The organism is Sphingomonas faeni (assembly GCF_040407495.1).
GTDB classification, from domain to species: domain Bacteria; phylum Pseudomonadota; class Alphaproteobacteria; order Sphingomonadales; family Sphingomonadaceae; genus Sphingomonas; species Sphingomonas faeni_D.
In genome coordinates this window covers 293,107-304,616 of sequence record NZ_JAPZPP010000003.1, presented here as the reverse complement: position 1 = coordinate 304,616, position 11,510 = coordinate 293,107, and the positions used below count along the sequence as shown (strand labels likewise).

The window sequence follows — 11,510 nt, the reverse complement described above, 5'->3', positions numbered from 1 at the left end:
CCCTGTGTGGCTCTGGATCCTGACTTTCGTCAGGATGACGGGAGTGGGGGACCTTGGCGCCCCCTACCGCGAGCGCCCGTTGGCGCTGACCAGCGTGCCTGCACCCTGCTTGGTGAAGATCTCCAGCAGCATCGCATGGGGGACGCGGCCGTCGATGATGACTGCGGCGTCGACACCCGATTCGACCGCTGCGACGCAGGTGTCGAGCTTCGGGATCATGCCGCCGGTCACCGTGCCGTCGGCGCGCAGTTCGGCGATCCGCGCTGGGTCGAGATCGGTAAGCAGTTCGCCCTGCTTGTCGAGCACGCCGACGATATCGGTCAGCAGGAAGAACCGCGCGGCGCCCATTGCGGCGGCGATCGCGCCCGCCATCGTGTCGGCATTGATGTTGTAGGTGTGGCCGTCGGCGCCGATGCCGATCGGCGCGATCACCGGGATGATGTCGGCGGCGATCAGCGTGTCGAGGATCGTCCGGTCGACCGCGATTGGCTCGCCGACGAAGCCCAGGTCGACGTGGCGCTCGATCCCCTGAAGCTTGTCCGGCTCGCGGCCGTGGCCGACTTTCTGCGCGAGGACGAGGCCGGCGTCCTTGCCCGAGATGCCGACCGCGCGGCCGCCCGCCTGGCCGATCCAGCCGACGATCTCCTTGTTGATCGAGCCCGCCAGGACCATCTCGGCGATCTGTGCCGTCTCCGCATCGGTGACGCGCAGGCCGTCGACGAAGCGCGATTCGACGCCGAGGCGCTTCAACATCGCGCCGATCTGCGGGCCGCCGCCGTGGACGACGACCGGGTTGATCCCGACCGCCTTGAGCAGGACCATGTCCTCGGCGAAATCACGCTGCAGTTCAGGATCGCCCATCGCGTGGCCGCCGTATTTCACGACGAACGTCTTGCCGGCATAGCGCTGCAGATACGGCAGCGCCTCGGTGAGCGTTTCCGCCTTGGCGAGCAGGGCGGGATCGGGCGTGTGATCGGTCATGCCGATCCCTTAGCCAGTCGAGGGAGGTAGCGAAAGCATCACCAAGTCCGTCATCCTGACGAAAGTCAGGACCCAGGATCACGAACGGCGTCTCTGGCGGCTCTGGGTCCTGACTTTCGTCAGGATGACGGAGGGGGCGTCAGGATGACGGAGGGGGCGTCAGGATGACGGAGGGGGCGTCAGGATGACGGAGGGAGGTGTCAGGGTGACGGAAGGGGTCAGACCCGATCCAGCCGCCGCCCTAGTTTCACGAAGAACGTGATCATGAACGGCACCAGCACGATCGACAGTATGACCTTGGTGAGCATCTGCCCCTCCATCAGCGCGACGATCGGGCGTTCGCCGAGGAACGAGATGGTGATGAACAAAATGGTGTCGATGATCTGCGAGATGATGCTCGCGATCATGCCGCGGAGCCATACCAGCTTGCCGTCGCCGCTGCCGACCTGGCCCGACAGCTTCGAGAAGATCAGCACGTTGAGCGTCTGCGAGATGCCGTAGGAGATCAGCCCGGCGATCATCATCCGCGAGCTTTGCCCGACCACGATCGGGAACGCGTCGACCGCGGGCGGGTACATCCCCGGATCGTGCGGCAGCGCCAGCACCAGGTGGATCAACGCTGCCGACACCAGCAGCGGAATGAACCCGAGGCGCACCAGGAACGTCGCGGTCTTCTGGCCGTGGAGCTCGGAAATCGCGCTGCTCAGCACGACCAGCAACAGGAACCCGAAGATCCCCGCCTCGACCGCGAGCGGGCCGAGCGCGACCTGCTTCACCCCCAACACGCCGGCGATGCACACCATGCCGCCGTACAGGACCGAGAAAACGAAGAGCGAACGCGGGAACGCGGGAACAGGCTTATCCATCGCCAGGGACGCTAGCGGAATCGCGCGCGCCGTCAAATGACTCCCCCATCATAAAGACTGGCGAGCACGCCGCTCGCGTGTCATGTCGGTCGCTTGCGCAGCCGGGGGGCCGCGCGTGTCAGTCAAAAATGCAGGGCGTCCATGGAAAGACTAGTCATCGGCCTTGCAGGCATCGCCGTCATCCTCGGCATCGCCGTGCTGCTGTCGAGCGACCGCCGCGCGATCCGCCTGCGTATCGTCGGCGCCGCGTTCGCGTTGCAGGCCGGGATTGCCGTGCTCGTGCTGTATTCGAGCTTCGGCAAGGTCGTGCTCGGCGAGATGTCGGGCGGGGTCGCCAATTTGCTCAGCTATTCGCAGAAGGGCACCGAGTTCCTGTTCGGCAAGATGGCGACGCCCGAGATCGGCGGGCAGAGCTTCGCGATCGCCGCGTTGCCGGTCATCATCTTCTTCGCGAGCCTCGTCTCGATCCTCTATTATCTCGGCATCATGCAGTTCGTGGTGCGCTGGGTCGGCGGCGGAATCGAGAAGGTCATCGGCGTCTCGAAGGTCGAATCACTGTGCGCGGCGGCGAACATCTTCGTCGGTCAGAGCGAATCGCCGCTCGTCATCCGACCGTATCTGGCGGGGCTGACCCCGGCACAGTTGTTCACGGTGATGACCAGCGGCATGGCGGGCGTCGCGGGCACGATCCTTGCGGCATACGCGTCGATGGGCATCCGCATCGATTACCTGCTGGCAGCGAGCTTCATGGCGGCGCCGGGCGGCATCCTGATGGCGAAGATCATCATGCCCGACCGCGTGATGCCACCCGAGGGCGAACTCGCGCTCGGCGATCTGCCGGGTGAATCGTCGGCGGGCGAACCGATGCCGCAGGCCACGCACGACGAGGAAAAGCCGGCCAACCTGATCATGGCCGCAGCCCAGGGCGCGCAGACCGGCGTGCGCCTGGCGGTCGCGGTCGGCGCGATGGTGCTGGCGTTCGTCGCGCTGGTGGCGCTGGCGAACGGCTTGCTCGGTGGGCTCGGCAACATGATCGGGCTACCGGGGCTGAGCTTCCAGGGACTGCTTGGCTATGTCTTCGCGCCGATCATGTTCCTGCTGAACGTGCCGTGGAGCGAGGCGGGAATCGCCGGCGGACTGTTCGGGCAGAAGATCGTGCTGAACGAGTTCGTCGCGTATATTTCGCTCGGCACGCAGACTGGCCTCAGCCCGCGCACGATCGCGGTCATTACCTTCTCGCTGTGTGGGTTCGCGAACTTCTCGTCGATCGCGATCCAGATGGCGGTGACGGGCAGCCTCGCGCCGAACCAGCGGCCGATGATCGCCAAGCTTGGGCTGCGCGCGCTGGCGGCGGGGAGTTTGGCGAACTTGATGTCCGCAGCACTCGCGGGCCTGCTGATCGGCTAAACCGCCCGTCCGTCATCCTGACGAAAGTCAGGACCCAGAGCCACGAAGGGCAGCGCTTGTTACCCTGGGTCCTGACTTTCGTCAGGATGACGGAGGGGTTGAGATGACGCGACTGGGGTGACGGCGGCCCCTAACGCAATCGGACCCGCCACCTTTCGGCAACGGGCCCGACGCAAACCACCTCGCGGGGAAAAGCGAGGCAGCTATCTCGCGGAGTCGATTACGGCAACATCACCGTGTCGACGACGTGGATCACGCCGTTCGACTGCATGACGTTGGCGATCGTGATGCGGCCCTTGTGGCCCTTGCCGTCCATGATGCCCCAGCCGGTGCCGACCTTCTTGAACATCAGCGGCTCGCCCTGCACGGTCGTGTAGGTCGCGGTGCCGCCGTTCGCCTTCGCCTTGGCGGCGATGTCGGCGGCGGTGATCGTGCCGGGGACGACGTGATAGGTCAGGACGCTGGCGAGCTGCGCCTTGTTCTCGGGCTTGAGCAGCGTGTCGACGGTGCCGGCCGGCAGCTTCTTGAACGCGGCGTTGGTCGGCGCGAACACGGTGAACGGACCCGGGCCCGACAACGTCTCGACCAGGCCGGCGGCCTTCACCGCGGCGACCAGCGTCGTGTGATCCTTCGAATTGACGGCGTTCTCGACGATCGTCTTGGTCGGATACATCGCGGCGCCGCCAACCATCGGGTTGGTCTGCGCTGCGACGATGGCGCTGCCGCTGACGGCAACGGCCGCCGCGACGATCGCGGTACGAATGAAGTGGTTCATGGCTTCTCTCCTGCGTGCGGAGCCGGTGTGCGGCGCCACTGCGGGGAGATACGCGCGCGCCGGGATAAGGACGCAGCCGGCGTTCAGATCGTCGCGAGCAGCCCCGCCCAGGCCGCGATCTCGTCGTCATGCCGCCGCGTGACGATCAGGTCGCTCGCGGTCGCCGTGTCGAGATCGACCTCGATCGTGCCGGTCCACTCGAACGTCGCATTCCCCGACAGCGTGACCATCGCCGCCTCGCTCGCCTCGGCACGAACCAGTCCGCCCTTGTTGAAGACGGTGGTCGGCGTGTCGTACGCGATCCGGCCGGTCAGGCACGCGGCATAGGTCGACGCCGCCATCGCGCTGCCGCAACTGTCGGTGAGGCCGACGCCGCGCTCGAACGTCCGCACGAACAGATCCGCGCCGCGAACCTCGACGAAACTGACGTTCGCGCGATTGGGCAGCCAGTCGGGCGCCGCCTCGCACGCTTCGCCGACACGGACGAGTTCGGCTTCGTCGATGGCATCCACGAACGTCACCAGATGCGGGTTCGGCATCGCCACCGCCGTGAAGGCGCGGTCCGTCGGCAAGGGCGCGATCGGCGTATCGACGATGCGATCGGTCCCGACATGCATAGGCCACGCCGCAACATCCAGAGACGCGGGGCCGGCGATCTCGCGAACGGTGAACACGCCCTCGGCAATATCGGCATCGCGCTTCACGGCCGCGTCGCTCGTCTTCAGCAGCGCCATCGCAGCCTCGGAGCCCGTTGCCGCGAACCCGGCGCGCGCGACGCAGCGCAGGCCGTTGAGGCACGTCTCCGATTCACTCCCGTCCGAATTGAACATCCGCATGCCGAACGCATGGGTTTCGTCGCCCGCGGTCAGCAGCAGGAGCCCATCACCCCCAACCGGTCCATCCCGATCCGCCAGCGCCCGCGCGACGGCCGCCCAAGCTGCGTTGCCGAGCGTCGATGCGCGTGCATCGATCAGCGGGAAATCGTTGCCGGAGCCATGACATTTGACGAGATCGAATTGCATGCCGTCCACTTAGTCATGCCTGCGCGGCAAAGCGAGTGACCGGATCGATCTTGCGGCCATCTCTAGGGGGGAGGATCGAGGAGATCGATGGCCTGCGCTGCCTGACCCATCCCGTAATGTGCGGCGAGGCGATCGAGTGCGAGCGTCAATACCAGTCGCCCCGCCCGCACCGGCCACTGCAGCGCCTTCTCGGCCGCTGGCAGGCCTTCGCAGGCGCACACGACGCGCCACAGGATATCCGCCAGCCCCGGCCCGGCCGCCGCCAATGCCGCGTCAAACCGACGCTTGGCGGCAATTTGGGCCGATGCTGGATCAAGCCCGTCATGACCGCCGCCATCGATCCGCGCCGCCCAGCGCATCGTCACGCTGGGCGCGATCGATGCCCGCTCGTAATCGGCGCGCAACCGCTCCCCCGCCTCGAACTGCCGCGCATCGACCAGCCCACGCGACCGGAGCCATCCCAGCGGCGATTCGGCCAGATTGATCGTCACACTACGCCCACGCCTGGAACCGGACGTCTGCGGAATGCCTTCCGAATCGATCGATCGTTCTACCAGTTCGCGCATCCACCGTCTCCCGTTGCATGTGCCAGTTGCCATAGCGTCACGCTTGTAGAACACAGGAATAACCTATCTGGTTTGGAGTCTTTCGATGATCACCGCTATTCGCGAAGTCCGTCGTGCCAAGGGCCTGACGCTGGAGGACGTCGCGAGGCGCTGCGTTCCGGCGACGACCGCACAGACGATCGGGCGTCTGGAGACCGGTACGCGCACCGTATCGATCGTCTGGCTCAACCGGATCGCCGCCGCGCTGGACGTCGCCGCCAGCGATCTCGTGACGTTGCCGGATCGCGCAGACCTGCCCGTCGCCGCGATCCTGGCCAGTCACGGCGCCCGAGCACCGCGCCGGACCATAACCGTGCCGCCGCCGCAGGTCGCGCCGGGACAGGTCGCGGTATCGGTCGCGACGGGAATCGGCGACTACCGCGCCGGCGACGTGATCTGGTGTGCGATGCTCGCGCCGGCGGACTTCGCCACCGCGCTCAACCGCGACGCGCTCATCCCGCAACCGGCTGGGCGATTCGCGTTCGGTCGCGTGCTCCAATGCGAGGGCAGCGTGACCCTTACGCCGCCGGGTGCAGGCCTGCAGCCGCAAACGATCGAAAACCCCGCCTGGATCGCGGTAGCAATGCGGCTGGTCCGCGAACTGTAGGAATGGTGGGCGATGACCCTACCACACTACCGCTGTGCATCAGGTCAGACCGGTGTAATTATACCCCTTCAAATGCCCCCTCGTGCATTCGTGGCCGGCAATTGCCGTCAGCGCTCGAATATTTATCGGCACCCTGAAGCCGAGATACAGGATGAGGATGATCTGCCGATACCTAGCCGCCCCTAGCTCTGGGAGTCGTACATCACCTGGTTAATCAGCGACGCGGCTCCAGCTTCGCCTAACAGCCTACCTAGCTTGATCGCCACGGCCGGGAGCATCGAGACAGTCGCACCGTCGTAGCCCTCTACGAACACATGACCGTCCTCTACCCAAACCTTCCGGGGCTCGCCGTAGTGGATTGATCGCGACACGTTCTCAGCCACGTGCAGCCGTTCGACATCCGTCAACAGGTTTTTCGGCTTGTCTAGGTTCATGGTCGTTCGTCCTCATCAACATGGATCGCCCGGCAATTAGTCAGTGCCGGTCAGCTCCGCCTCAAGTGCGTTTGCAGAACGGTCGAGCGCCAGGGCGACCTGCTCGATCGCTTCGCTCAGCACGGTTCCTGTGAGATGCCTGTGCAGTTCTCGGTATTCCCGTGCCTGCGCACGCATTTGCTCCGGTGTCTTATTCATGCGCCTAATTAGCGGTCGAACCTATACCGAGCATGACGCATCCTGATTATAGCCTATTGGCAAACGTACTACGCCGCCGTCAACGGACCGCTGCTTTGGATCAAAAGCCACACTGAGCCATTTGGCCTCAACGATATTCGTAACCGACGAACGGAGTGTGCCAGTGCCGCGGTTCTTTTTCCATACCGAGACTGACGTTCGGATCACAGATGCCGAAGGGCAGGAATTCGAGAGCTACGAGGACGCGCGACGTGAGGCAATTCAGACCTGCGGGCAGATGATGAAAGATGCCGCTGTAGCCTTCTGGGGTTCCCGTCCGTGGAACGTATCTGTGACTGACGGGACCGGGCTGATACTGTGGGAAATCTACATTGATGGTCAGACCTCGGCGGCTGGACGAAGCCTCGAGCCGCGAGCCAACGACACAAATACTGACCGCCCTACAATCATATGACCTACACTGTCTGGAGGGGGCGCGCGCGCCGCAAATCCTTGGATCGGGGGCTCGTGACGCCCCAGTAACGAGAGCCGCGGCGTGCCGGCGTATATGGCCACCGCATCTAAACTAGATGCCAATATGCGTGCGCAGACAGGTGCGAAGATCCCGGGAAACGAGACAGCCAATCCCTGCACCAGCGATCAAAACCAACGGAGTACCCCAGACGGCAACGATAACGATTTCTAAGCCCAGCATTAACCAACCGTAATCATTGAGGTAACGGACGTATCAACATATGTGTCGATCCGTCGTTCCTTGCAGCCGGTATGCTACGGAATGGCTGTAAAATACGTCAGGCTGCAACCCATGGTCGAGTCGGTCGGGCCTCTTGAACCTTGCGACAATCAGGTAACGTTCGTTCGAAGGCATTGATGCTTTGCTGGTAATACTCGGCGAGGTTCAGGTGCATTTCGATAAGGGACACTGTCATCGCGAGCGAAGCCAGAACGACGTGCCGACGACGGCACGATTCCAGCTCGATGAGATTAAAATTGTGAGGTAAAAACATATAGCCGCTTTGGAGTCAGAAGGTTAACGGGGCAGCAAGATTGTCCCAAAAATGGTGGTGATCTCCATCAATCAAATATCCTGCGCCAAAGTGGAACAGAGTGACGCGCAACGCGTGATTGCATCGGAGGTTATTTGGTTTACGCATGCGGCACCGGGGCAGGTTGAGCATTCCCAAGACGCCTCCCTGCCGCGGCACTCCCGGCTTCGAAAACGTGCGGCCGCAGCCAGACCGGAATGGTTATTGCTACACGCCCCTTGATAGCTTTAACTCCCTGTGTGAAGACTGTTTTCAAACTTGCTGCTGCTTTCCTGGTATGGAGCTGCACAGCCAATCCAGCGCAAGCTGCGGTAACGATCACGTTTTGGAGCCACGAGCTTGGTAATAGCTTCCCCCACGCCTTCTTTTCGCTGCGCGGAGTACCCGACGCGGGAGGTGTGCCGGTCGACACGAATGTCGGATTTACTGCTAAGTCAGTCTCGCCAGCACTGTTGATGGGCCCGGTTGCGGGCGGGCTGGACATTCCTAAGCCAGGGTACGTTTCCGGCAGCGATGCGCAATTCTCGCTCGTGATGACCGATGCTCAGTATGAAGCGGTGCTGCGGTTGGTCGAAGCGTGGAGTGATGGGAAGCCCGACAGCGTGTATCGCCTTTCGGATCACAACTGCGTGACCTTTGTGAAGGAAGCAGCGCGGATCGTTGGGCTTACCGGGCTCGATCAGCCGAAGCTAATGAAGAAACCGAGATCTTATTTGAAGGCTGTACAGGCCGAGAATGCCGGTCGGGTCACGCCGGTCGGCCTTCATGGTAACGCGTATTTAGCCAGCCTTTCTCCGATCACTCATTCACCTTGAATCCCGAAGACAAACTACCGCCGCAGTTGCTCGTTCGAAAAAACTATGGCGACAATGGATTGCGAGACGGCGAACCGTGTTTTCGTCCGCGCCCGTTTAGAGGACGCAACAGCAACATGCCTTCATGGATACGTTATGATTAGCGCCGAGCCCTCCGCTTCGCGTGTGGAGCAGTATGCCGCCGAAGCAGCAGCAGCCTACTTCGTTGAGCCCTCGGACGTTATGGGCACAGGCCGCACCGTCGCGTTCGTCGAGGCTAGGCGTGCCGTATGGCGCCGCCTAGCGGACGAGGGCTTCAGCACCAGTTCGATCGCGCGAGCCGTCGGGCGCCACCATACTACCGTCAGGCACGCCCTGAAAAGCTAAGGTTACGGCGTAGTAGGGGTCACCGCCTCGATCGTGGCCGTCGCGGCTTCGGCCTGCTTGAGCGCAGCGAGTTGCTCGGTCGCAGTCACCGCATACCGCGCTGCCAGCAGACCGCGCTCCGCCAGCGACATTGCCAGGCGCACGCGCGCCGCGTGCTCCGGCGACAGGTACGGCAGCACGAGTGCTGCCGTCGCGGCGATCCGTTCGTATGCAGATTGAGCCCGGTCGATCGCGCTACCGATCTGCGCAGCCTGCCCGGTTGACGGGGTCCGCATCGTCGCGCAGCAGGCGAGCATCATCGACGCCGCGCATAGCGCAGCGGTCAGTATCTTCTTCATGGTCAGTCCTTCGCTTGAGAAATCAGGCCCAACCGCCGGCGACTAGCGCAGCTTGGAAGGACATCGCGTAGCCCGCGACCTTCTCGGCGCGGTCAATCCCGTTGATGATGCGACGCGCCGAGTTGAACTTCGGAGCATTTGCGGGGCCCTTCGCGGGGAGGTAGCGCGCGAACTTATGCCGCCCGACCTTGTCACCAGCGAACCAGCCCTCAGTCATTCCACGGACCATGATGCGGGCAGAGATATCGGTGTCGAGCGCCCGATCGAAGTCGGCGAGCAGCGCGCCGTTCAGCCCGAGCTGGTCGTCAGCGATCTCGTAGTTATAGTCCCACGTCAGCTGGACGTCGCCGCGGCCGTACGGAACCTGCCCGCCATGCTTGCCCGGCTTGCCGTATGGCTTGCCGCGGCCGGACCCGATCTCTGGAATCGGCTGCATACGCTGAGCGGTTTCGTGGAACGACGTGGCAAGCCCGTACGCGACATACGCAAGGGGCGACGCCTGCGCCGCAAACGCAGCAAGCTTCGCCTCAATGCCCTCGACCTGCGCCTTCGTCATCGTCCCGAACAGCGGGCGGATCGACGCAAAGAATTTGTCCGGAGACGCCAGCCCGTGCGCAGGGCGCGCAGAGGCGGTCGCCGGCTTTGATGCCGTCGGCATGGTCTTTTCCTTCCTAGATGAGTCTTTTACGTCAGGGCCACGTACCTGTTCGTTCGCGGCGCGGTTTGCTCCCTTGCCGACCCGTCGCGAGGCTCGTTACGCGAGCTACAGAGGCGGTCAGCCTATCCGTTTTTCTCAGCAGTTTTTCGGATAGGCTGGCCGCTGCGCGACGACGTTCACAGCGCCACTGATAAATTTCAGGTGGGGCGTTCCGATACTGGGATTGGATGGTTTAAGCTTTCGCCGAGGCCGAACTCCAACGTGCTCCGGCCGGCCCGCCTCGCGTTGTCACCTGCGCTTGAGGCGGGTCGTAATCTTGCCGGAACGAATTTGTCGGAAATGGTTTATATCCGGCGCTGCGGTCGTCCTCCGACCTGGCCGGCCCGCCATCGCCTCTCCCGGTGAAGCGGGCCGTTACGGCAGCCTATTGAGCTCGCGCAGGGTGGCGGTCATGTCGGCCGGCACCGGAGGCTTGCCGGGCAAAGCAGCGTCCAGGGCGTCGATTGCGCTCTGACCGCGCCGCTTGAAGAACGTGATGATGCCCGCGCCGACCGCGCCGGCACCGCCCCCCGTGCCGAGTGCGGCGAACAGATCGACCTGATGCTCGACGATCCAGACCGCGGTGATGAGCATCGCAAGGCCGGTCACGATCCCGTCGAGGATCCAGCGTTTCGGACCAGGTGCGTCGAGAGTGATGAACAGCCGGACCATGAAGCAGGCAAGCAGCCCGACGATCATTGACCCGGCAGGGAACGAGTAGCCAAGGACGGACCAGATTACGGGTACCGTTACGCTCGGTACCGCGGCGATAGCCCCCTCTCGCATTACCGCAGTCCGACGGCAGCGGTCGCCATCAGCAGGCTTACCACGAGGATTGCGATCGGGCGCCGCAGCTGGGGCCATCTTGACCACATGTCGACGGGAAGTGGGGCTTTCCGCAGCTGGAACTCGAGCATCGGCTCGGCGAGGATGTGCAGCGCCATCCACATGAAGCCACAACCGACCGATAGCGGATCGAGCCAGCGCTTCATTTCGGCGACGCGCTCGATCGTCGCGGCGTTCCCGGAACTCCATGACCACAAGCTGACCGCTTCCGCGCCGCCCCGGCTGGCGACCGCGCAACCGGCAAGGAAGATCATGATCCGATAAATCGACACCGGGTCGGTCGGGTGATCAATGCGCCGGGTTGCCCAAAGCCTGCGCGCCTGCTTGCCCGCCATCATCAGGCCGAGGCACATGGCCGCAGTCATGACGAACAGGTTCCAGGCGAGCAGGCCGGGATTGTCAGCGAGTGAGGGCGGGGCCAGCGCGGACGTCGCCCGCATCGCCTGCCCGATATAGTTGCTAGTGGCTGTCGCAGTCATGCGTCATCCCTTCCTAAGTCCGAGAGGG

General features: G+C 63.6%; 15 protein-coding genes. 4 read left to right on the top strand and 11 right to left on the bottom strand.

What is annotated here, in order from left to right:
• Positions 1-63: 63 nt before the first annotated feature.
• Positions 64-981 carry an acetylglutamate kinase gene (gene argB / locus O6W96_RS11450; RefSeq protein ID WP_060526005.1) on the bottom strand — a complete coding sequence of 306 codons (918 nt, stop codon included), beginning with the start codon at positions 979-981 and terminating at the stop codon, positions 64-66.
• A gap of 218 nt (positions 982-1,199) precedes the next feature.
• Positions 1,200-1,847 carry a queuosine precursor transporter gene (locus O6W96_RS11445; RefSeq protein ID WP_353469667.1) on the bottom strand — a complete coding sequence of 216 codons (648 nt, stop codon included), beginning with the start codon at positions 1,845-1,847 and terminating at the stop codon, positions 1,200-1,202.
• 141 nt (positions 1,848-1,988) lie between these two features.
• Between O6W96_RS11445 and O6W96_RS11440 the strand changes: the two genes are divergently transcribed.
• Positions 1,989-3,254, top strand: a complete 1,266-nt coding sequence (locus O6W96_RS11440) for a NupC/NupG family nucleoside CNT transporter (RefSeq protein WP_353469666.1) — start codon at positions 1,989-1,991, stop codon at positions 3,252-3,254.
• Between the two features lie 220 nt (positions 3,255-3,474).
• Here the strand turns inward: O6W96_RS11440 and O6W96_RS11435 are convergent, their stop codons facing one another.
• From O6W96_RS11435 to O6W96_RS11425, 3 genes are all read right to left on the bottom strand, one after another.
• The gene (locus O6W96_RS11435; RefSeq protein WP_133029880.1) at positions 3,475-4,029 is read right to left on the bottom strand and encodes a fasciclin domain-containing protein; all 555 of its coding nucleotides are present in this window, start codon (positions 4,027-4,029) and stop codon (positions 3,475-3,477) included.
• 83 nt (positions 4,030-4,112) lie between these two features.
• The gene (gene dapF / locus O6W96_RS11430; protein WP_353469665.1) at positions 4,113-5,051 is read right to left on the bottom strand and encodes a diaminopimelate epimerase; all 939 of its coding nucleotides are present in this window, start codon (positions 5,049-5,051) and stop codon (positions 4,113-4,115) included.
• Positions 5,052-5,113: 62 nt separating this feature from the next.
• On the bottom strand, positions 5,114-5,617 hold the full coding sequence (locus O6W96_RS11425) for a DUF6456 domain-containing protein (protein ID WP_353469664.1): 504 nt from the start codon (positions 5,615-5,617) through the stop codon (positions 5,114-5,116).
• A gap of 85 nt (positions 5,618-5,702) precedes the next feature.
• Between O6W96_RS11425 and O6W96_RS11420 the strand changes: the two genes are divergently transcribed.
• Positions 5,703-6,263, top strand: coding sequence for a helix-turn-helix domain-containing protein (locus O6W96_RS11420; RefSeq protein WP_353469663.1), 561 nt, complete (start codon positions 5,703-5,705; stop codon positions 6,261-6,263).
• A 182-nt stretch (positions 6,264-6,445) separates the two neighbouring features.
• Here O6W96_RS11420 and O6W96_RS11415 read toward each other — a convergent pair whose 3' ends face one another.
• Positions 6,446-6,697 carry a hypothetical protein gene (locus O6W96_RS11415; protein ID WP_353469662.1) on the bottom strand — a complete coding sequence of 84 codons (252 nt, stop codon included), beginning with the start codon at positions 6,695-6,697 and terminating at the stop codon, positions 6,446-6,448.
• A gap of 36 nt (positions 6,698-6,733) precedes the next feature.
• The gene (locus O6W96_RS11410) at positions 6,734-6,895 is read right to left on the bottom strand and encodes a hypothetical protein (RefSeq protein ID WP_353469661.1); all 162 of its coding nucleotides are present in this window, start codon (positions 6,893-6,895) and stop codon (positions 6,734-6,736) included.
• A 157-nt stretch (positions 6,896-7,052) separates the two neighbouring features.
• Here O6W96_RS11410 and O6W96_RS19690 point away from each other — a divergent pair, with 157 nt between their 5' ends.
• Together O6W96_RS19690 and O6W96_RS11405 are read left to right on the top strand one after the other, a co-directional pair.
• Positions 7,053-7,349, top strand: coding sequence for a DUF6894 family protein (locus tag O6W96_RS19690; protein ID WP_435372218.1), 297 nt, complete (start codon positions 7,053-7,055; stop codon positions 7,347-7,349).
• 831 nt (positions 7,350-8,180) lie between these two features.
• On the top strand, positions 8,181-8,756 hold the full coding sequence (locus tag O6W96_RS11405; RefSeq protein ID WP_353469660.1) for a hypothetical protein: 576 nt from the start codon (positions 8,181-8,183) through the stop codon (positions 8,754-8,756).
• Between the two features lie 368 nt (positions 8,757-9,124).
• On the opposite strand, the gene O6W96_RS11400 is transcribed toward O6W96_RS11405, so the two are convergent.
• The 4 genes from O6W96_RS11400 to O6W96_RS11385 all read right to left on the bottom strand — a co-directional run bounded on the left by O6W96_RS11400 (position 9,125) and on the right by O6W96_RS11385 (position 11,482).
• Complete coding sequence (locus O6W96_RS11400) at positions 9,125-9,460, bottom strand: hypothetical protein (RefSeq protein ID WP_353469659.1); 336 nt, start codon at positions 9,458-9,460, stop codon at positions 9,125-9,127.
• A gap of 22 nt (positions 9,461-9,482) precedes the next feature.
• On the bottom strand, positions 9,483-10,118 hold the full coding sequence (locus tag O6W96_RS11395) for a hypothetical protein (RefSeq protein ID WP_353469658.1): 636 nt from the start codon (positions 10,116-10,118) through the stop codon (positions 9,483-9,485).
• A 414-nt stretch (positions 10,119-10,532) separates the two neighbouring features.
• Positions 10,533-10,856, bottom strand: coding sequence for a hypothetical protein (locus O6W96_RS11390; protein WP_353469657.1), 324 nt, complete (start codon positions 10,854-10,856; stop codon positions 10,533-10,535).
• 86 nt (positions 10,857-10,942) lie between these two features.
• On the bottom strand, positions 10,943-11,482 hold the full coding sequence (locus O6W96_RS11385) for a hypothetical protein (protein WP_353469656.1): 540 nt from the start codon (positions 11,480-11,482) through the stop codon (positions 10,943-10,945).
• Positions 11,483-11,510 lie beyond the last annotated feature (28 nt).

Coding starts and splice junctions, on each gene's coding strand:
- argB (WP_060526005.1), bottom strand. CDS start 981: ATGACCGATCACACGCCCGATCCCGCCCTGCTCGCCAAGGCGGAAACG.
- O6W96_RS11420 (WP_353469663.1), top strand. CDS start 5,703: ATGATCACCGCTATTCGCGAAGTCCGTCGTGCCAAGGGCCTGACGCTG.
- O6W96_RS11425 (WP_353469664.1), bottom strand. CDS start 5,617: ATGCGCGAACTGGTAGAACGATCGATCGATTCGGAAGGCATTCCGCAG.
- O6W96_RS11390 (WP_353469657.1), bottom strand. CDS start 10,856: ATGATCGTCGGGCTGCTTGCCTGCTTCATGGTCCGGCTGTTCATCACT.
- dapF (WP_353469665.1), bottom strand. CDS start 5,051: ATGCAATTCGATCTCGTCAAATGTCATGGCTCCGGCAACGATTTCCCG.
- O6W96_RS11445 (WP_353469667.1), bottom strand. CDS start 1,847: ATGGATAAGCCTGTTCCCGCGTTCCCGCGTTCGCTCTTCGTTTTCTCG.
- O6W96_RS11395 (WP_353469658.1), bottom strand. CDS start 10,118: ATGCCGACGGCATCAAAGCCGGCGACCGCCTCTGCGCGCCCTGCGCAC.
- O6W96_RS11400 (WP_353469659.1), bottom strand. CDS start 9,460: ATGAAGAAGATACTGACCGCTGCGCTATGCGCGGCGTCGATGATGCTC.
- O6W96_RS11440 (WP_353469666.1), top strand. CDS start 1,989: ATGGAAAGACTAGTCATCGGCCTTGCAGGCATCGCCGTCATCCTCGGC.
- O6W96_RS11415 (WP_353469662.1), bottom strand. CDS start 6,697: ATGAACCTAGACAAGCCGAAAAACCTGTTGACGGATGTCGAACGGCTG.
- O6W96_RS11385 (WP_353469656.1), bottom strand. CDS start 11,482: ATGACTGCGACAGCCACTAGCAACTATATCGGGCAGGCGATGCGGGCG.
- O6W96_RS11435 (WP_133029880.1), bottom strand. CDS start 4,029: ATGAACCACTTCATTCGTACCGCGATCGTCGCGGCGGCCGTTGCCGTC.
- O6W96_RS11410 (WP_353469661.1), bottom strand. CDS start 6,895: ATGAATAAGACACCGGAGCAAATGCGTGCGCAGGCACGGGAATACCGA.